General features: G+C 50.1%; 21 protein-coding genes and 1 pseudogene. 17 read left to right on the forward strand and 5 right to left on the reverse strand.

Annotated features, from left to right (window positions below; translation table 11 throughout):
* From G548_RS0114165 to G548_RS0114175, 3 genes are read right to left on the reverse strand one after another with little or no spacing between them, the layout of a single operon-like run.
* Nucleotides 1-705, reverse strand: a complete 705-nt coding sequence (locus G548_RS0114165) for an ATP-binding cassette domain-containing protein (protein ID WP_022794810.1) — start codon at nt 703-705, stop codon at nt 1-3.
* Entirely contained in the window at nt 692-1,072 is a 381-nt protein-coding gene (locus G548_RS0114170; protein ID WP_022794811.1) for a GntR family transcriptional regulator, read from the reverse strand. The genes G548_RS0114165 and G548_RS0114170 overlap by 14 nt, the downstream gene beginning before the upstream one ends.
* A 4-nt stretch (nt 1,073-1,076) precedes the next feature.
* Nucleotides 1,077-1,877, reverse strand: a complete 801-nt coding sequence (locus G548_RS0114175) for a hypothetical protein (RefSeq protein ID WP_022794812.1) — start codon at nt 1,875-1,877, stop codon at nt 1,077-1,079.
* 187 nt (nt 1,878-2,064) lie between these two features.
* On the opposite strand from G548_RS0114175, the gene G548_RS18335 reads away from it, so the two are divergent.
* From G548_RS18335 to G548_RS0114200, 5 genes are all read left to right on the forward strand, one after another.
* Nucleotides 2,065-2,256 (forward strand): hypothetical protein, encoded by a 192-nt coding sequence (locus G548_RS18335; protein WP_022794813.1) that lies wholly within the window; start codon nt 2,065-2,067, stop codon nt 2,254-2,256.
* A 217-nt stretch (nt 2,257-2,473) separates the two neighbouring features.
* Nucleotides 2,474-4,828 (forward strand): glycoside hydrolase family 31 protein, encoded by a 2,355-nt coding sequence (locus G548_RS0114185; RefSeq protein WP_022794814.1) that lies wholly within the window; start codon nt 2,474-2,476, stop codon nt 4,826-4,828.
* 34 nt (nt 4,829-4,862) lie between these two features.
* Nucleotides 4,863-5,852 carry a TRAP transporter substrate-binding protein gene (locus tag G548_RS0114190; RefSeq protein WP_027847440.1) on the forward strand — a complete coding sequence of 330 codons (990 nt, stop codon included), beginning with the start codon at nt 4,863-4,865 and terminating at the stop codon, nt 5,850-5,852.
* Between the two features lies 1 nt (nt 5,853).
* Nucleotides 5,854-6,348 carry a TRAP transporter small permease gene (locus G548_RS0114195; RefSeq protein ID WP_022794815.1) on the forward strand — a complete coding sequence of 165 codons (495 nt, stop codon included), beginning with the start codon at nt 5,854-5,856 and terminating at the stop codon, nt 6,346-6,348.
* Nucleotides 6,345-7,643: a TRAP transporter large permease gene (locus G548_RS0114200; protein WP_022794816.1), complete on the forward strand. Its 1,299-nt coding sequence runs from the start codon at nt 6,345-6,347 to the stop codon at nt 7,641-7,643. The genes G548_RS0114195 and G548_RS0114200 overlap by 4 nt, the downstream gene beginning before the upstream one ends.
* Before the next feature lie 14 nt (nt 7,644-7,657).
* Here the strand turns inward: G548_RS0114200 and G548_RS0114205 are convergent, their stop codons facing one another.
* Nucleotides 7,658-8,824 (reverse strand): ROK family transcriptional regulator, encoded by a 1,167-nt coding sequence (locus G548_RS0114205; RefSeq protein WP_022794817.1) that lies wholly within the window; start codon nt 8,822-8,824, stop codon nt 7,658-7,660.
* 113 nt (nt 8,825-8,937) lie between these two features.
* Between G548_RS0114205 and uxaC the strand changes: the two genes are divergently transcribed.
* The 12 genes and pseudogenes from uxaC (at nt 8,938) to G548_RS0114265 (ending at nt 18,852) form a co-directional block, all read left to right on the forward strand.
* Nucleotides 8,938-10,335 (forward strand): glucuronate isomerase, encoded by a 1,398-nt coding sequence (gene uxaC / locus G548_RS0114210; protein ID WP_022794818.1) that lies wholly within the window; start codon nt 8,938-8,940, stop codon nt 10,333-10,335.
* A gap of 14 nt (nt 10,336-10,349) precedes the next feature.
* Nucleotides 10,350-11,387, forward strand: coding sequence for a mannonate dehydratase (gene uxuA, locus G548_RS0114215; RefSeq protein WP_022794819.1), 1,038 nt, complete (start codon nt 10,350-10,352; stop codon nt 11,385-11,387).
* 3 nt (nt 11,388-11,390) lie between these two features.
* Nucleotides 11,391-12,236 (forward strand): SDR family oxidoreductase, encoded by an 846-nt coding sequence (locus G548_RS0114220; protein WP_022794820.1) that lies wholly within the window; start codon nt 11,391-11,393, stop codon nt 12,234-12,236.
* Between the two features lie 11 nt (nt 12,237-12,247).
* Nucleotides 12,248-12,877 carry a bifunctional 2-keto-4-hydroxyglutarate aldolase/2-keto-3-deoxy-6-phosphogluconate aldolase gene (locus G548_RS0114225; protein ID WP_022794821.1) on the forward strand — a complete coding sequence of 210 codons (630 nt, stop codon included), beginning with the start codon at nt 12,248-12,250 and terminating at the stop codon, nt 12,875-12,877.
* A 3-nt stretch (nt 12,878-12,880) separates the two neighbouring features.
* Nucleotides 12,881-13,885, forward strand: a complete 1,005-nt coding sequence (locus G548_RS0114230) for a sugar kinase (protein WP_022794822.1) — start codon at nt 12,881-12,883, stop codon at nt 13,883-13,885.
* Between the two features lie 257 nt (nt 13,886-14,142).
* Nucleotides 14,143-14,361, forward strand: a pseudogene (locus tag G548_RS19070) (PTS sugar transporter subunit IIA); the annotation flags it as partial.
* Nucleotides 14,362-14,519: 158 nt separating this feature from the next.
* Complete coding sequence (locus G548_RS18345) at nt 14,520-14,999, forward strand: DUF6773 family protein (RefSeq protein ID WP_051143878.1); 480 nt, start codon at nt 14,520-14,522, stop codon at nt 14,997-14,999.
* A 17-nt stretch (nt 15,000-15,016) separates the two neighbouring features.
* On the forward strand, nt 15,017-15,211 hold the full coding sequence (locus G548_RS0114245) for a helix-turn-helix transcriptional regulator (RefSeq protein ID WP_022794825.1): 195 nt from the start codon (nt 15,017-15,019) through the stop codon (nt 15,209-15,211).
* 158 nt (nt 15,212-15,369) lie between these two features.
* Entirely contained in the window at nt 15,370-16,206 is an 837-nt protein-coding gene (locus G548_RS0114250) for a DUF4397 domain-containing protein (RefSeq protein WP_022794826.1), read from the forward strand.
* Nucleotides 16,175-16,804, forward strand: a complete 630-nt coding sequence (locus G548_RS18350) for a class F sortase (protein ID WP_022794827.1) — start codon at nt 16,175-16,177, stop codon at nt 16,802-16,804. The genes G548_RS0114250 and G548_RS18350 overlap by 32 nt, the downstream gene beginning before the upstream one ends.
* Nucleotides 16,805-17,039: 235 nt before the next feature.
* Complete coding sequence (locus G548_RS0114260; protein ID WP_027847442.1) at nt 17,040-18,368, forward strand: TrkH family potassium uptake protein; 1,329 nt, start codon at nt 17,040-17,042, stop codon at nt 18,366-18,368.
* Nucleotides 18,369-18,555: 187 nt separating this feature from the next.
* Nucleotides 18,556-18,852, forward strand: coding sequence for a DUF4282 domain-containing protein (locus G548_RS0114265; protein ID WP_022794829.1), 297 nt, complete (start codon nt 18,556-18,558; stop codon nt 18,850-18,852).
* Nucleotides 18,853-18,961: 109 nt separating this feature from the next.
* On the opposite strand, the gene G548_RS0114270 is transcribed toward G548_RS0114265, so the two are convergent.
* The gene (locus tag G548_RS0114270) at nt 18,962-19,396 is read right to left on the reverse strand and encodes a VOC family protein (RefSeq protein ID WP_022794830.1); all 435 of its coding nucleotides are present in this window, start codon (nt 19,394-19,396) and stop codon (nt 18,962-18,964) included.
* Nucleotides 19,397-19,641: the final 245 nt, after the last annotated feature.

Raw genomic sequence — 19,641 nt, forward strand, 5'->3', positions numbered from 1 at the left:
TTAAACCTTCCCTTTCCTGGCATAAATGTGCTCCATCCACCCGGCGGTATCGACACCAAATTGCTCGCGGATCGCTTCGCTGTCTTCGAGGTCGAGCACGTGCTGCTGCCGGAGCACGAGCACCCGGTCGAGCAGGGGATCCATTTCACTGACTTCATGCGTACTGATTAGTACGCCCTGGGCTTCGACATCAACAAAAGACACGAGGCTTTGGATAATGGAGCGCCGTACAATCGGGTCGAGTCCCGAAAGTGGTTCGTCGAGGAGAAGCAGCTCGGCTTCCCGTGCGAGCGTGATAACGATTTTTACCCGGCCGCGGTTGCCTTTGGAGAGCGTTTTGATTTTTTGTGCAGGATCGAGGTTCATAAACGACAGCATGTCATAAGCACGCTGTTTGTTGAAATCAAGAAACTGGGAAGCCTGATAATCAATTAATTCGTCGATGCGGAAAAAGGCGTATATATGGTCATTTTCCGATAAATAAGCGATACGGGAGCTGTCTTTTCGTGATACCTTTTGCCCGTTATAGGCAACGGTGCCCTTGTCCGGACGCAGCAGCCCGCCGGCGAGCTTGAGAAGGGTGGATTTGCCGCTGCCGTTTTCGCCGACGACCCCTGTCACTCCTTTAGCAGGGATTTCGATCGTTACGTTTTCGAGAGCGGTACGGCTTAAAAATTTCTTCGTTACCCCGTCAAAGGTTATCATGGTCATCATCCTTCCGGTAGGAGTCAATGCCCCGGCGGATTTCTGCTTTGCTCATGCCGAGGCTTTCCATTTCGTTCATAAATTCCTTAATCCGCTGATGCATCAGCTGCTGTTTCAGCTGCTGAATGGTTGCTTCGCTTTCGGTCACAAAGGTTCCCTGGCCACGTTTCATTTCCAACACTCCTGTCCGTTCTAATTCGCTGTATGTCCGGGAGACGGTATTGGGGTTGACGCCAAAATCGACAGCCAGCGCCCGGACGGAGGGAAGCTTCGTCCCCGGCGGCCATTCGCCCCGAATAATATTGCCATGGATCGTATCAATGATTTGCTGGTAAATGGGCCTGGAGTTATCAAATGTGTAAGCCATAAGCTTATACCTCCGCTTTCTTATCAATCAACTGAGCGGACAGGATAAAGAGGGCTGCGCCAACCACGGCATGAAAAAGAATAACTCCGGTATATAAATTGAAGTTAATAAATTCTGCATTCACCAGTCCAGTGAGCGAAAACTGCCCCCAGCTGGTGATCGCGTGATATACATCGCCGAGTCCTGAGTTGGCAAGGACGCTTAAAAGAACCACGGCGGCAATCGCCAGCACAATTTGAAGCCCTCGGCCCACGGTGTGTCGAAACGCGAAGTCAAACGAGTAAATGAATAACAAATAGATACTGAAATAAAGAGAGACGAAAAGCACAAAGACAGCACCAAGCAAGCATAAAGCGAGCAGCTGCAGCCATGTTACTCCCTCCTGGAGTAAGCCGAAAAAGGCAGGGATACCCGGCGTTACCCAGGTAGCAATAAGCAGGAGAAGGCCGTTGATAAAAAGAGAAATAGAAGCGCATGTGAGTCCGCTTGCATATTTGGCGCTGAGCATTTTAGCGAGCGGCTGCGGCTGATACAGCCAGAGATGCATCTGGCGGCGTTCGAGTTCCAGGCTGACAATCATGTAGATTGGAAGATAAACAAAATGGGCCAGAATGCCTGCGCTGAGAGAACCGAGCACCACGCTTCCCACCGTCTGGAAGGGGTTGTTCGTATTTACGGAGAAAAAATTCCCGCTGTTCATAAGCACGGCGAAGATGATAACAATGAATATTAGCGCCAGGCACCAATAAAAAATGGATCGCGTCAGCGCAAACTCTTTTTTCCACAATTGTAACCAGCTTGTCATAAAGCACAGCTCCTTTGTATTAGTGTATTAATTAAATAGTACACTGGTACAAAATAAACGTCAACAACATTTATGCCAGGAAGACGTCTTTTAAAAATCCTTTAATAAAGCCCAATTCTAACGATTTACCTGAAATGGGGAAGGGAACAGGAAAAAGCCAGCAAAAACTAGCCAATGGAGGGGTTGGATGAAAAGTACGAAGTCTGTTCTTTATTTGTATGGAATATTTTTATTTTTTTCATGGAATCTGGTGCTTTTACTGGACCAGACCCATTACGATGCCAAGTACAGAATAGAAGGCATTTTGTTTATGAGCGCGGTGGTGGCGGTGCTTTTTATATGTAATTTCCTGTATCACAGAAAGCGGACAGAAGAATAGCGGCAAAGCGGTGGTTCCCCGGAACAGTCAGGGGAGCCATTTTTTAATGAATCAGTGAAATTGCACAGTGGAGAAGGTGCAGGAAAAAGAATATGTTATCAAGTAAAACCGGGGTTGCTAAATGCTTAGGAAAGCCTTATCATAAAACCAATAATTAATTTGTTTACACTACAAATTAATTATTCAGGCAAGTGATTAATCCAAAGAGGGTGAACATATGTTAACGACGAAGGACCAGTTTTATTTATCAGCGCAGGAGAATAACGTGCTGGTATTTGAATCGGATGTGCAGGAAATGTACTTTTGCGTTTATGTATTAGAAGAGAAATTATTCCGGGTTACGTTAACAAAAGAGCGTCCGGAAATGAATATACATACGTGGGCGGTGGCGCCGGGGGACACGGAGGTTCCTTTTGAAGGACTGGATCGGAATCGTCTGACTGAGCTTTTTACGCTGCCTGATTATGAAATATCAGAAACACCGGAAGATTATACGATTGAAACGACGGCGCTCAAGCTGAAAATAAACTTGGTGAAGCTTCATTGCAGCTGGTATGACAAGACAAACGGGGGGGACGTTTTGATCGCAGAGGACCGCACCACCCAGGCGTACGCCTTTCAGGTTGCCGAAACTGCCCCTACGGCCCACTACTTAAAGCGTAACGACACCGACCGCTTTTACGGGTTCGGAGAAAAGACGGGAAAGGTCAACAAGCACGGCGACCGCTTCCGAATGTTAAATATTGACGCCATGGGCTACGATGCGGAAAAAACCGATCCACTGTACAAGCATATTCCATACTATATTACGCACTCCCCGGAAACCGATGTGGCTTACGGTCTCTATTACGATGACTATAATGAATGCGCTTTCGACATGGGGCGGGAAAAAGATAATTATCACGGAAAGTACAAATTTTTTCAATCCAATTCGGACTTTCTGGATTACTATTTCATTCTCGGGCCAGCGGTTGCCGAGGTTACCCGCCGCTTCTCCTGGCTGACCGGACGTCCGGCGCTGATGCCGAAATGGAGCATCGGTTACTCCGGATCGACAATGACCTACACCGATGAAGAAAAATCGCAGGAACGGCTGATGAACTTTGTGGAGGATACCCAGAAGTATGATATCCCATGTGAGTCCTTTCATCTGTCCTCCGGGTATACCTCGATCAACCATAAACGGTATGTGTTCAACTGGAACTACGACAAGTTCCCGGATCCGGTGAAATTCACCGAAGATTTTCATGCGAACGGTATTAAAATCATCGCCAACATTAAGCCGAGCCTGCTGATTGACCATCCGAAGCACGAGGAAGTGCTGAACAACGATCTTATTATTCTGGATAAAAAAGGCCGGCCGCTTCTGCAGCAGTTCTGGGACGACATGGGCGTGTACCTGGATTTCACGAATGAACAGACAATTGACTGGTGGAAGGAAAACGTAAAAACGGAGCTGCTTGCAAACGGCATCGACGCCACCTGGAATGACAACAATGAATTTGAAATCTGGGATCCGGAGGCGGACGTTCATTTGTTCGGCCAGGGTGGAAAGTTTCAGGATTACCGGGCAATCTTCCCGATGCTGATGACGAAAAGCTCGCTCGAAGCACAGACCGAATTTGACACGGAACACCGGCCGTATCTGATCAGCCGGGCAGGAAGTGCCGGCCTCAGCAGGTACGCCCAGACGTGGACCGGGGACAACTATTCCAACTGGGAGACGCTCCAGTACAACATCAAAATGGCAATCGGCCTAAGTCTTTCCGGCATTTACAACTTCGGGCACGACACGGGCGGTTTTTCCGGCAACGCCCCGGAGCCGGAGCTGTTTCTGCGCTGGATCCAGAGCAACATCTACTACCCGAGGTTTACGATTCATTCATGGAACGACGACCAGACGGTCAATGAACCGTGGATGTACCCGGAAATTGTGGGTAAGGTATCGGAGACGATTCACTGGCACCAGCAGCTGTCCGGCTACATTTTTTCACTGCTGCATAAATCGTCGGCGAGCTACGAGCCCGTGATCAAGCCGACCTTTTTTGACTTTGGTAATGACGCAGCAACGCACAACGAAAACGACGAATTCATGCTCGGCGAAGAGCTGCTTGTCTGCACGATTGTGCGTCCGGGTGAGCGCGAGCGCTCGGTGTATCTTCCCAAACACGTGCACGGCTGGTACGACCTGTACACCGAACAGTGGTACGCGGGAGGGCAGGAGGTGACAGTTCCCGCGCCGCTTGAGTATACGCCGGTCATGGTAAAAGGCGGCAGTCTGCTTCCGGTGGAAAACAAAGCCGAAAGCCGGATCGACATGTACGCGTACCCGGGCCAAAACGGCGAACGCACATCGTTTACGTATTACGACGACAACGACAGGCAGCACGACCCTGAAGTGCTTTCCATTGCGTGCACGATGACAGCCGATGAAAGTGGCATCTATATTGAAGCCTCTCAGGAAGGGTCCTACGACAACGGTCTTGCGTCTATGCAGCTTCAGCTGCCAAAGGCAGAAAGCAGAAAGGTTTTTATCAATGGAAAAGGAGGCACGAGGTTTTCGTGGGGATGAGTGTCACTGGAGCCAATCAAAGGAGGGAACCACTGTGAAAAAATGGATCAGCCTTGTCACAATCATGGTTCTGGTTGCTTTAACAGGCTGCCAGAGTGCAAGCGGAGAAGAAGAACAGAACTTCACGCTTGCTCACAACCAGCCGACGGATCACCCAGTACACCAGTCGCTTGAACGGTTTGCCGAACTGGTGGAAGAAAACTCAAACGGAGCCATGAGCATTAAAATTTACCCGAATGGTGAGCTTGGAAGCGAGCGGGAAGTCATTGAAGGCACCCAGGCCGGGGCCGTTGATTTCAGTAAAGTAAGTGCGAGTGCTCTCGAAAGCTTTGAACCGGCGTATTCCGTCTTCAGTCTGCCGTATTTATTTGAAAGCCAGGAAAGCTTTAAACGTGTCATGAACAACGAGGACGTGACGGACGACATCTATATGGAATCCGCAGATAAAGGCTTCCGCGGCCTGACGTATTACGACGCCGGGGTTCGTAACGTTTATACGCAAAGCAGAATGATCGAAACAAGCGAGGATATGAGCGGCTTGAAAACAAGAGTCCAGCCGAGCCAGACGAGCGTGCAGATGATTGACGCCATGGGCGGCACACCGACACCGATGAGCTACGGTGAAGTATACACCGCACTGCAGTCAGGTGTTATTGACGCAGCCGAAAACAATGCTACTGCGCTTACAAACAGCAACCACGGAGAAGTGGCGAAAAACTATTTCTACACCGAGCACGCCATCGTTCCCGACATGCTGATTGCTAATGAAAATATTATGGAAGGTCTGTCCGATAGTGAACGACAAATCATTGAAGAAGCTGCGGAGGAGTCGACCAGCTATCATGAAGATCTTTGGAATCAAACGGTAGAAGAGGCCAAGGTGACAGCCGAAGAGGAAATGAATGTAGAGTTTTATGAAGTGGATAAACAGTCGTTTATTGACGAGGTCCAGCCGCTGCATGAAGAATTCCAAAACGACCCGGATACCTCTGAGATTTACAACAAAATAAAGGAGGCCGAGTAGGATGCAAAAGGCCAAAATGATTCTCGACCGTGCGCTTTTAATCGTGAACGCCGTGCTAATCACCTGCATGGCGGCGCTGTCGATCTGGCAGGTATTTACCCGGTACGTCCTGGATGCGCCGAGTACTACGAGCGAAGAAATCATCCGCTTTATGCTCATCTGGTTCACGCTGCTTACTGCGGCTTACGTGTTCGGCCAGAAAAAGCACATTGCCATTGTGTTTCTGGTCGAAAAGTTCCGGGAGCGTTCGCAGCGCCTCATCGGGCTTGCCATTAATATTTTATGGGTGTTTTTAGGAATAGTACCGATGATCATCGGCGGCATTATTCTGCTGTCGTATACATACTCGGAAACAGCTCCGGCGACGGGCATGTCCATGCTGTTTGTCTACAGCGCCGTGCCGGCCTCGGGTGTATGTATCGTGCTTTATGCCGTAATTGATATGCTTCGGGGCAGCAGCCGGATCGGCACTGCTGGTGAGGGGGAAAAAGGATGACAGTTACAGCAGGAATTTTATTATTCGCACTGCTCGGTATACTGCTTGTGTTCGGCGTGCCGATTGCACTTGCCATTCTGCTGAGTGCCATGGTTACCATTTCGCTTGTCATTCCGTTTGATGTGAGCATTATTATTACCGCGCAGCGACTCGCCACAGGCGTAGATAATTTCACGATTCTGGCGATTCCACTGTTTGTGCTTGCAGGGATTATTATGAACAACGGCGGCATTGCCTTCCGGCTTATTAATCTGGCAAAAATTATTGTCGGCCGCCTGCCGGGGTCACTTGCACATACAAACGTTGTCGGCAACATGCTGTTTGGGTCAATTTCCGGCTCAAGTGTCGCAGCAGCTGCTGCGATGGGTAAAATCATGACTCCGATGGAAATGAGACAGAAATACTCCCTGAGCTACTCGGCCGCCACCAATATTGCATCAGCGCCGGCAGGACTGTTGATACCGCCGAGCTCGATGCTGATTGTATATTCTCTCGTCAGCGGAGGAACCTCGATTGCAGCGCTGTTTATGGCCGGCTATATTCCGGGGATTTTATGGGGCCTTTCCGTGATAGCCGTCGCTTACGTATATGCCAGAAAGCATAAATATCCAGTGTCGGAGAAGGTCAGCTGGAAGGATAAAATGTTTATCGTATTTGATGCGATTCCGAGTCTGCTTTTGATCATCATCGTTATCGGCGGGATCGTTGCCGGCATTTTCACCGCCACGGAGGGCGCAGCGGTTGCCGTTATTTATGCTCTGCTGCTGTCGCTTTTATACAAGCAGCTGAAAAAAGAGGAATTTAAAAACATTTTCAAGGAAACCATCGAAATCACGGGCATGATTCTGCTTTTGATTACAGCATCCTCGCTGTTTTCACTCGTAATGAGCTATACCGAGATACCAGCAGGGATCAGCAGCGCGCTTCTTTCAATCAGCGCGAATACGATCGTCATTCTTCTGCTCATCAACGTGATTCTGCTCGTAATGGGAACCTTTATGGACATTACGCCGGCCGTGCTTATTTTCACACCGATCTTTTTACCGGTCGTCACCGAGCTTGGCATCGATCCCGTCCATTTTGGGATTATTATTGCCTTCAACCTTTGTATCGGAAATATTACCCCTCCGGTCGGAAGCGTACTGTTTGTCGGTACAAGCGTAGCCAACGCAAGACTCGAAAGCGTCATCAAAGCGCTGGTGCCGTATTTCATCATACTGATTGTCATGGTGCTCGCGATCACCTTTATCCCGCAGCTTAGCCTGTTTCTGCCGCAGCTGTTTGATCTGATGTAGCTCCGTTCTTTCTGCTATATGCTGAAGGAGGCAGAGTGGTCCACATGGTGAACACCGAGAAACTTTTTAAACGCAAGCGCCGCGGCTCCGAGCGCGCAGGCGTCTTCATTCAGACTCGAGATCTTCAGCTGTTCGTAGTTGTTAAACTTGGACTGCAAAGACGCCTCGACCCGCTCTAAGAGATCGGGCTTGGAGGCAAACAGCGGGCTGTTGATGATGATGCGCTCCGGATTGAAAATGTTAATCACATTATTCACGCCAATTGACAGGTAGTAAATGTATTCGGCAATCTCCTGCTCCGCATCCATCGTTTCAAGGTGTTTACTTACCTGGTCCTGGGTATGGAACTCGTCGCCGCTTTCGTGAAGCAGCTTAAAAAATGCTTTATTGGAAGCATACAGCTCCCAGCAGCCGTGGTTGCCGCACGGACAGGGCTTGCCGTCCGGCTCGATAATCATATGGCCGATTTCACCGGCAAAGCCCTGATGCCCGCGGTAAATGACCGAATCCTTAACCATGCCGAGCCCGATGCCTGAGTATAGCGTAAGGCAGAACAGGTCGGACCCATGTTTTGCATAAACATGTTCAGCATACACTGCCAGGTTGGCGCTGTTGTCTACATGCACGGGGGCGTCAAACGCTTCTTCGAGGCGGGTCTTTACATCCAGGTTCACCCATTCCTGTTTCGGGGTGTAAACGATCTGGCTGTCGTTGTTCACGATGCCGTGAATTCCGATTCCGATTCCGGCGAGTGGGGCAGCAGAGGAACCGCTCTGAAAGGCATCGATTTCTGTCTGCAGCTGTTGAATTAATTCATCAAGCATGCTTTCAAAATGGTACGTATCCAGATGCAGCTGCTTTTGATGAAGACGGCGGCCCTTCAGGTCGCAGAAAATGATATTTGTGCTGAGTTCATCAATATCAACTCCTATCGTAAAGCCGGCGCGTTCGTTCATTTCAATAATAATCGGCTTCCGGCCTGGGGTGTCCAGGGCTTCGGTTCTCGTTTCAATCACGAGCCCCTGCTCGAGCAGGTCATTGATCTGCGTGGAGATGGTCGCTTTATTTAAGCCGGTAATTCTCGCCAGCTCGCTCCGGGACAGGGAGGCGTTTTTCACGATTTCTTCGAGAATCACCCGACGGTTTAAGTTTCGTATATAGTTCCAGTCACCTTTATGCAAGGAAGATCCCTCTTTCTACTAGTACTGCGTATGTTAGTAATATGAATGCTGCTGTGTTAAAAGTATAAATTTAATAGTTTGCATAGTAAACAAATTAATTAGGAGATGAGAATATGACTGCGTTTATTCACGAAGATTTTCTGCTTCAGTCGCAAGTGGCGCGCACGCTGTACCATGATTATGCAAAGCATCTGCCGCTTATTGATTATCACAATCACCTGCCGCCCGGCGAAATTTTAAACGACAAAAACTTTGATAACCTGGCTGAGATCTGGCTGAGTGGCGATCACTACAAGTGGCGAGCCATGCGGGCAAATGGAATCGCAGAAGAATATATTACGGGAAACAAAAGCGACTACGAAAAGTTTCTGGCATGGGTGGAAACCGTGCCGAACACGCTCGGGAACCCGCTGTATCACTGGACGCACCTGGAGCTGTCGTCGTATTTCGGCATTGATACGCTGTTAAACAGAGACACGGCGGAAGCAATCTGGAAGGAAACCCGGGAAAAGCTGCAGTCCCCGGAGTTCTCTACGCAGTCGCTGCTACGAAAGGACAATGTCGTATTTCTGGGAACGACGGATGACCCGGCAGACGCGTTAACCACGCACGAGCAGCTGGGGCAGAGCCATCTGCCGTTTGACGTGTCGCCTTCCTATCGTCCGGATCAGGCGCTGCACCTGGAAAAAGACAGCTTTCCGTCCTGGGTGCGGCAGCTGGCAGATGTGACAGGAAAAAGCATTTCCTCCTACGGGGAGCTTTTAGCCGCGCTGGATGAACGAATCGAGGCGTTTGATGCGCTCGGCACCCGGAGCTCCGATCACGGACTCACGGAAATGGTGTATGAACCAGCGAGCGAAGCGGAAGCAGCAGCCGTTTTCCAAAAACGGATAAACGGGGAGGCCGTATCGGCGGAGGAAGCAGCCAAATACAAAACGTATACGCTGCTGCATCTGGCCGAAAGGTACGCGGCAAAGAATTGGGTGATGCAACTGCACCTTCATCCGCTCCGCAACACAAATACCGCGATGTTTCATAAGCTCGGTGGAGATTCGGGTTTTGACGCCATTCATGACCAGCTGCCCGCACGTCCGCTTGCTGCGTTTTTAGATCGGCTCGAACAAAATGGTGCGCTCCCCAAAACGGTTCTGTACAGCGTAAACGCCAATAACAACAATACGCTTGCGGCAATTGCCGGCAGCTTCCAGAACAGCGAAACCCCCGGCAAGGTGCAGGTAGGCACCGCCTGGTGGTTCAATGACCACATTGACGGAATGGAAAGCCAGATGAAGTCTCTTGCCAACATTGGCCTGATCAGCAATTTCATCGGCATGCTGACCGATTCGAGAAGCTTTTTGTCATTTTCGCGGCACGAATATTTCCGGCGCATTCTCTGCAACCTGATTGGCACATGGGTGGAAGAAGGAAAAGCGCCTTATGACTTGAAGCTGTTAAGTACGTACGTCGAAAATATCTGCTATTACAACGCGAAAAAATATTTTTCAATTTAAAGGAGGAACAGTCGATGGAGATGAGCTTTCGCTGGTACGGGACCGAAGACCCCGTCAAGCTTGAAAAAATCAAGCAGATCCCTGCGATGAAGGGAATTGTATCTGCTATCTATGATCTGCCGCCGGGCGAAACGTGGCCGCGGGAAAAAATACGGGATGTAAAGGCTGAAATCGAGCAGCGGGGTCTCGTATGGAACGTAGTGGAAAGCGTGCCGGTGCACGAAGACATTAAAATGGGCAAAAGTACGAGAGACAGCTGGATTGAAAAGTATCAGGAAACGATCCGCAACCTCTCCCGGGAGGGCGTTAAGACCATCTGCTACAACTTCATGCCGGTGTTTGACTGGACCCGCTCCAAGCTTGACGCACCGCTTCCGGACGGCTCGCATTCCCTTATGTATGACGAGGACCTGATTCAGCAGATTGATCCGCTCGACGGGAGCCTGACACTTCCCGGATGGGATTTGTCCTACCAGAAGGACGACCTGCGGGTTATCATGGAGGAATATAAAGAAATATCGAAAGAGGACCTGATGGAGAACCTGATTTACTTTCTGGAGCGGATTATTCCAGTCGCAGAGGAAGAGGATGTGCTGATGGCCATCCATCCCGACGATCCGCCCTGGGACATTTTCGGCCTGCCGCGCATTATCACAAATGAAGCCAACGTTATGACCATGCTGAAGCGGGTCAACAGCAGGCACAACGGGATTACCTTCTGCACCGGCTCCTACGGCGCGGACCGGAAGAACGATTTAATCGGCATGATTGAACATATGCAGGACCGCATTCACTTTGTGCACGCCAGAAACGTGCGATGGACAAGCGAAAAATCGTTTCAGGAAACGTCGCATTCCGTGCACGACGGCTCGCTCGACATGGTTGGCATCATGCAGAAGCTGATCGAAACAGGCTACGAAGGCCCGATCCGCCCGGATCACGGACGGATGATCTGGGGCGAAGAAGGCCGGCCGGGCTACGGTTTGTACGACCGTGCACTCGGCGCGGTATATCTTAACGGCATTATCGATGCTGTGCGGGAGAGGAGATAAACGATGCAGACACCATTTCAAATTCCACTGGAGGATAAAGTTGTCGTTATCACTGGCGGAAGCGGCGTGCTTGGCTCGGTGATGGCCGAGGCGCTCGCTGCCAATGGAGCGAAGGTGGCGATTATTGCCCGCAACAAGGAAAAAGTGGAGCAGGTGGCCCGGCGGATCAGCGAAAGCGGAGGAGAAGCCGCGGGCTACAGCGGCGATGTCACGGACAAACAGGCCATGGAAGCCATTTACGAGGACGTAAAAAGCCGGTTCGGACCGTGCGATATTCTCGTAAACGGAGCGGGCGGCAACAATCCGAAGGCAACAACCGGAGAGGAATACTTCAATCCGGAGACGCCCGACAGCGGCGGCACTTTTTTCGACCTGGACCCTGCCGCGGTGGATCAGCTGTTTTCCCTGAACTTTCTCGGCGCGCTGATTCCATCGCAGGTGTTCACCCGCGACATGGTGTACGACCGGCCGGGCTCGATCATTAATATTTCATCGATGAATGCGTACCGGCCGCTGACAAAAATCCCTGCCTACAGCGGGGCGAAGGCCGCCGTCAGCAACTTCACCCAGTGGCTTGCTGTGTACTTCTCCAAATCCGGAGTGCGGGTAAATGCGATGGCGCCGGGCTTTTTCCTCACGGATCAGAACCGGGAGCTGATGTTTTCCGAGGAGGGCGTGCTGAGTGCGAGAGCGGAAAAAATACTCTCCCAGACGCCGCAGGAGCGCTTCGGGGAGCCGGAGGAGCTGGTGGGAACGCTGCTGTGGCTCGTGGACGAAAAATCCTCCGGCTTTGTAAACGGCATTGTCGTACCGATTGACGGCGGGTTTTCCGCCTATTCTGGAGTATAAAGGAGAAAACGATGAGAGTATTTCATATTCTAAACCAGATGATTGAAAACAAGGTGGCCGTGGTCATCCGCGGCGATAGTCCGGAAGAGGCAGTGAAGACTGCCGATGCCTGCGTAAAGGGCGGCTCCAAAACGCTCGAAGTCACCTTTACCGTGCCGGACGCCGACGACGCGCTGCGGACGCTTGTACAGAAGTATCCGGAGGCGGTGGTCGGCGCGGGCACCGTGCTCGACAGCGAAACCGCCCGGCTCGCGATCATCCGGGGGGCCTCCTTTATTGTGAGCCCGTCCTTTGATCCCGAGGTGGCGAAGCTGTGCAATCGCTACGCCGTCCCGTATCTTCCGGGGGTGATGACCGTCCGGGAAGCGACCGAAGCGATGGCCTACGGCGCGCAGGTGGTCAAGCTGTTTCCGGGGGAAATGTACGCCCCTTCCTTTATCAAAACGCTGCGCGGCCCGCTGCCGCACCTGCAGCTCATGCCAACCGGCGGTGTGGATCTCGGGAACGTTCAGGAGTGGCTGCAGGCCGGCGCCATCATGATCGGGGCCGGCGGATCGATTACCGGACCGGCTAAGACCGGTGATTACGACGAAGTCACCCGGCTTGCAGGCGAATTCCAACGGCTCGCGGAGGAGGTGTAGGCGATGGCGCGAATCCTGACGATGGGCGAAATCATGATGCGGCTCACTCCGCCGTCCCACCAGCGGCTGATTCAGACGAATGATTTTCACGCGTACTTTGGCGGCGCGGAGGCCAACGTGGCGATGAATATGGGCCAGTTCGGGCACGACGCCTCATTTTTAACGGCGCTGCCGGCAAATGCGATGGGGGAAGCCGCCAAGCGCCGGCTCCGGTCGGCTGGCGTGCACACGAATACGGTCGTGGACCAGGGCCGTCGGCTCGGACTGTATTATGTTGAAGAAGGCTATTCGGTCAAGCCGGCAGAGGTCATCTACGACCGGGCAGAGTCCTCGGTATGGGAGCTTGTGGTTGCTGATCTTGACTGGGAGCAGCTGCTTTCCGGCGTGGACGTGTTTCACGTGAGCGGCATTACGCCTGCGCTCGGCCCGGACATGCATAACCTCACGATGACAGCCGTGCAGGAGGCGGCCAGCCGCGGGGTGCATGTGAGCTTTGACTGCAACTACCGCGCCAAGCTGTGGACACCGGAGGAGGCGAAAGCGTCCTTCGAAGCCATTCTTCCATACGTGGATGTCTGTTTTATCGGCCACAAGGATTTTGTGTATCTGCTCGGCATGGAGGGCGACGAAGCGTTTTCGCCGGAGCAGCTGGAGCGGTTTTACGAACAGGCGGCCCGGGAGTACCAGATTTCCTTAATGGCAAGCACGCACCGCACGGCGGCTTCGGCGAGTTCGAACAGTCTGACCGGCTACTACTACGACGGAAGCGGGCTCCATGCCAGCGCCACCGTTTCGTTTGATCTGCTGGAGCGGGTCGGCGGCGGGGACAGCTTTGCCTCCGGTATTCTGCACGGCGTCCTGCAGGAAGACTGGAACCCGCAGCAGATCGTCGATTTTGCTACCGGCTCGAGCGTTTTGAAGCATATGGTGTACGGCGACAGCAATCAGTTTGATGAAGCGTACGTGCTTCAGTTTGTCGAAAATCAGGGTAATGATGTGAAACGTTAAAGTGAACGGACAAATGCATTAAATACTTCTTGGTTTTCGTATTTTTACCAGTGTAGTCCGTTTCTAATCATAGCTTGTGCAGTACCTGGCCTGTTGCCGGGTACTGCGCAGGCTATTTTTTTGAGCTTCCACGAGGCAGGTCTCAAAAGCCTGACAGTTGAAATTAGTTTTTAGTATTACAGCACCTGCTTTAAAATAACCATTTTATTTAATATAGTAGTGCAGGAAGCAATAGCTTTTTTCAAAATTAACCCCCCTTTGGAAGGCAGACGCAGGGAGTCGATTGGGATAGTGCAGATAAGACAGAAGCAAAACTGATCTTTATGATTGCTGTCCCTGTAGAAAGACAGGGAGAGGATCATCTGAAAATACTTCAGATGCTGTCAAGGAAGCTGATGGATGATTCCTTCCGTAAACAATTGTTAAATACTGAATCCGACCGGGAAGCTTACGAGCTGTTAAAAACGATTCAGTAATACAAATTATTAATACCAACGTGAGTAAAGCATCCTGGCGACAGGGTGCTTTTTCACATGCATGAGAAAAAACGCTGTTGGCTTGAAGTATTAATGCAATATATATATTGCATAATGTAAATTATACTGTACAATAAAAGAAAAAGGAGGCGGTGGAAATGCGGTGGTTTCAATCAAAGCTGAAGGATGAACGGGTGGAGCAGGCAAAAAATCAGATATACCGGGAGCTATTTGTAGTCGTTATGGGTCTTTGCTTTCTGTCGATTCTCGTTAAGCAGTTTATGGAGATTGAAGCTTATTCGGGTATGGTTCCGGAACTTACAATACTATTTGTTACGTCGCTTTATTATATGATCCGTGGCTGGCAGCTTGACATTTTCAGCGCCGAGCGGGAAATGCACGACCGCAGCAGCCACATTCCGATGACGGCGAAAAATTTTATTTGCGCAGGTGCCGGTGGCGTGGCAATTTCTCTTTATTTCGGCACGCGTAGCGCTATTTTATACGCAGAAGGAACAGAGCAGAGCATCTATTACTTTTTCCTGGTGGCTGCCGGCAGTCTTATGATTTACATTCCGCTGTTAATTGGGCTGGCTTTTTTGATCGACGTATTTACAAAATCAAGACATGCTGAATAAAAAGGACAGGATCATAGATGAAAAATTTAAAATTAAAAGCGGCGCGGGTGGAAAAAAATTTATCTCAGCAGGAGCTGGCCGAACAGATCGGCGTCTCCCGTCAGACGATCGGACTGATTGAGCTCGGTAAATACAACCCGAGCCTGCAGCTGTGCCTTTCGATTTGCAGGGCACTTTCCAAAACGCTTGATGATCTGTTCTGGGAGGAATGAAATCTGTGTATTAGCGCAAAAATATTTATTAGAAAATTGTGAGATTTACATTTGAAGTAACGCTAAAAGGGATATAGTAGACCAACTATGTTTCTGATAATTGGTTGCATAGTATCCGCCCCGGAGAAACACATTCTTTTCAGAAAGAAGGCGGAGAAATGAAGAAGCTTGCTGGATCCATGTTAACTGGTGCGCTGGTGTTTAGTTTCGCTGGTGGAGGCACAGCGTTGGCCGACAGTCACGATACGGAAGAAGGCGCATCGGAAGACAGCGGGATGGTCAGAATTGTGCACGCCTCTCCTGATGCACCCGAGGTTGATGTGTATGTTGATGGAGAGGCTGTAGTCGAAGGGGCGGCCTTCAAGGATGCAACTGATTATTTGGAAGTACCGGAAGGGGAGCGCGAGGTAGAGATATTTGCTGCAGGTGAAGAAGGCGAAGGCGATCCTGTATTGTCCGGCACGCTTGATGTGGAAGAGGGCGAAGCTTATACAGCTGCAGCCATAAACACGCTCGAAGACATTGAGCTTAGTGTGCTTGAGGACAATCAGGAAGCAGCAGAAGGAATGGCGAACGTCAGAGTAGCCCACTTCTCTCCTGACGCTCCAAATGTTGATGTCGCGGTAACAGACGGAGATATTTTGTTTGAAGATGCCCCGTTCACCGGAGTAACGGACTATATGGAAGTGGAAGCCGGATCCTATGACCTGGAAGTACGCCCGACTGGAACCGAGGACGTAGTACTTGATCTGGCTGGTACGGAGCTTGAGGAAGGCATGAATTATTCTGTGCTTGCTGTTGGTTTTGCAGAAGGCGATCCTGAGCTTGACGCTATTGTACTGGCTGCCCCTTCGAGTGAGAGTATGCCTTCGGAGATGCCGCAGACTGGAGCAGCCGGAACAGATAATACAATGATGTATGTATTGGCTGGCCTGTTAGCAGCTGGTCTTGGGGCTGGATACTATGCACGCCGCCGCGCGGACGCTACTTCATAGTATTCTCTTCGCTATCCTGATTCTTTTTTTAACCGGAAGCTCAGAAGAATTCACGGAAGCGGAAACGACGTTTTCGGAACCGTCAATAGAAGGGGCGGAAGCTTCGGAGATAGAGGAGCGGGCAGAGACACAAACAGCTTCATCGCCGCAGTCTATTTCACCGGCAGAAATCAGGATAAGCTCGATTGGCGTAGAAGCGGAAGTAGACGATATGGGATATACGGATAACGGAGGAATGGAAGTGCCGGACAACGGTGGGGATACTGGCTGGTTTTCGCCGGGATTCAAGCCGGGTCAGCAGGGAAATGCAGTCATCGCAGGACATGTGAATGACCGCTCCGGTCCTGCGGTATTTTACCACCTGGATAAGCTTAACAAAGGAGATTTGATTGAAGTTACCGACGAGCATGGGGAAACGATTATTTTTAAAATGGAATCCGCAGCATCTTATCCGTATGACGATGCTCCGATTCAGCAGATTTTCGGAGCCTCCAGCGAGCGTTCGCTGCAGTTGATCACATGTACCGGAGAGTTTGACAACGATGCCGGTACTCACAGGGAAAGATTGGTTGTTACCGCCTCGGCTGTAGCAGAGTAACGAAAGCCTGCCTTTGAATGATGAAAACCTGAAGCCTGGACACAGAAACACGTGTTCACGGTTCAGGTTTTTTTGTTTTTTGGGAGGATAGCGGTCAGGCCAGCACCGCCAGATAAAAAAAGCTAGTGAAACGCGCGGGTTTTTTGTATGATAGAAAAAACAGAAGGAATATTTTTCAAACCAGAAATGGTTCCTTATTCGCAGTACTACCTTTTGCAGAATCGAGCGATGTGTAATGACTTTTCTATCATGGTTGATGCGGAGCATGACGCCCCCGCAGATTCTTGCCTCGGGCTTTCTTGTCGTCATTACAGCGGGGACGGTACTGTTGATGCTTCCGGTGTCCACCGCGGCCCCGATCAGTGTGATTGATGCGTTGTTTACAGCAGCGTCTGCCACGACTGTGACCGGCCTGGTGACAATCAGTCCGGGTAACGGCTTCACGGTGTTCGGCCAGACGGTAATTATGGTCATGATTCAGCTCGGCGGACTCGGGTTTATGGTGGTCACGGTGTTTATTGTGCTTCTGCTCGGTAAACGTATCGGGCTGCGCAGCCGGCTCCTCGTGCAGGAGTCGCTGAATCAGCCGGCGATGGGCGGAGTCGTAAAGCTGGTAAAGATCCTGGTGATTTTTTCTCTGACGGTAGAATCCCTCGCAGCTGCCGCGCTTACCACCCAGTGCGTGCCGGAATACGGCTGGAGTAGGGGGCTGTTCTACAGTGTGTTTCATGCGGTTTCTGCCTTTAACAATGCCGGATTCGCGCTCTGGGACAGCAATCTGATGCAGTACGCCGGCAATCCGGCAGTGAATATTGCGATTTCTTCTTCGTTTATTATTGGCGGCATCGGATTTACGGTGTTATATGACGTGTGGGAAAAGCGGAAATTCCGCACCCTGACGCTGCATTCGAAATTGATGATCGTCGGCACGCTGGTGCTGAATATTGCAGCTGTGACTATCGTATTTTTGTTTGAATACATTAATCCGCAGACTACGACCTCACTTTCACTTGGGGAGCAGCTGTGGACCTCCTATTTTCAGGCGGTATCGCCACGAACGGCCGGTTTTAATACCGTCAACATTGCCGATATGCAGATTCAGACGATTGTCTTTATTATGATGCTCATGTTTATCGGCGCCGGCAGCGCTTCAACGGCAAGCGGGATTAAACTGACAACGTTTCTGGTGATTGTTCTGGCCGCGGTAAAATATATTAAACGCGAAGAAGATTTAACCGCCTTTCGCCGCCGCATCGCTCCAGCTATTATTGAACGGGCGCTTGCGATTACGGTGCTCGGGTTCGCGGTCGTCTTTTCGGGAATATTTATTTTAGCGCTGACCGAGCAGGCCCCGTTTGAGCAAATTGTGTTCGAGGTGTTTTCGGCGTTCGGTACGGTCGGTCTTACGATGGGGCTCACTGAATCCTTGAGCACGATTGGAAAAGTCGTGATCATCGGTATCATGTTCATCGGCCGGGTGGGTTCGGTAACGCTCGCCTTTTCGCTGGCCAAGCCGAAAAAAACGCACGTGCGCTACCCGCAGGGCGATATTTTCACCGGGTAAATCCTGCAGTTTGAAAATATAAAAAGCAGCCGTTTCCAGAAGTGTAATAAGGAGCGGCTGTTTTATTTGTATGGAGAAAGACTAGAGCTATAGTTTTTATAAAAGATATAGGAAACACAGAAACAGATATAAAAAAAGGAATTTTTGTGGTAATATAGTCATGCATTTATCAAAAGGAGGTGGGAAGATGTATAGTTTTTTAAACTTTAATAAAATGATTACACCGATGATTATTAAAATAATCTTTTTTATCGGAGTGGGTCTGTCGATTTTGATCGGTATATTCCAAATAGGCGCGGGTGTTGCCAGTGATTTTGGAGGGGGGTCCCAGGTACTGCTTGGATTGATAACTCTTGTACTCGGGCCGTTATTTACCAGAATCTACTGTGAACTGCTGATTGTATTCTTCAAAATGCAGGAGTCGCTGCATGAGATCAATACGAAGCTGTCAAAATTTGAATCGAACGATTCCCGGGACTTATAACATATTCATTTTATTATTCCAGTGATTGATAGCATAAAAAACATAGAAAAACCGTGTCTAACAAAGACGCGGTTTTTCCAATATTTGCAAAATAATGGCTGCTTCATTATTAATTCGCCCGTTTTTCCTCCCAGAGCCGCTTGCGCTCTTCCAAACTCACTTCCTCGTACACCTGGTGCAACATCCAAATATAGCCGAAGGGATCCATAAAAATAGCATTCGACACGCCGTGGTCAGGGAGATTCGTGACCGGCTGCACTTCACTGCAGCCTGCGTCGATGGCTTTGGCATAGGTCTCATCGATGTCTGGAACTGTAATGTTAAACCAGAGTGTTTTCGGATCATCCGGGGTGGGGGCGGTCAAATGGAAGGCCGGGTTTTCATCCAGCAGATGGAAAGGGACATCGTACAGCGTGAAGATAGCTTCGTTTTCACCCCGGGAAAAGTTCGAAGCCTCTACGATCTCGATCTCAAATATTTTTTCATACAGCTTCAGGGCTTTTAAACTGTCGGTGACCACCATATCGATTTCGACGCCCATCATAATACACACTCTCCTCCGCAGGTTAATAAATTTCTTATTTCAGGGGGTTTATGCAAGTGTATTACTGATTTCTATTTCTGGTGCTAAATTCCCTTTTTGCTTCAAGTTATTCCTAAAAGCTTCATTATTTTAGAGAGAAAAACCTGCGGTTCTTTTATGTTGCGGATTTATTAACAATTATTTCCATTATCGATAAAAAAGAGACAGAATCCCCGTTGATACGGTACGATGACATCGACCAAAAC

The organism is Marinococcus halotolerans DSM 16375, from assembly GCF_000420725.1.
GTDB lineage: Bacteria > Bacillota > Bacilli > Bacillales > Marinococcaceae > Marinococcus > Marinococcus halotolerans.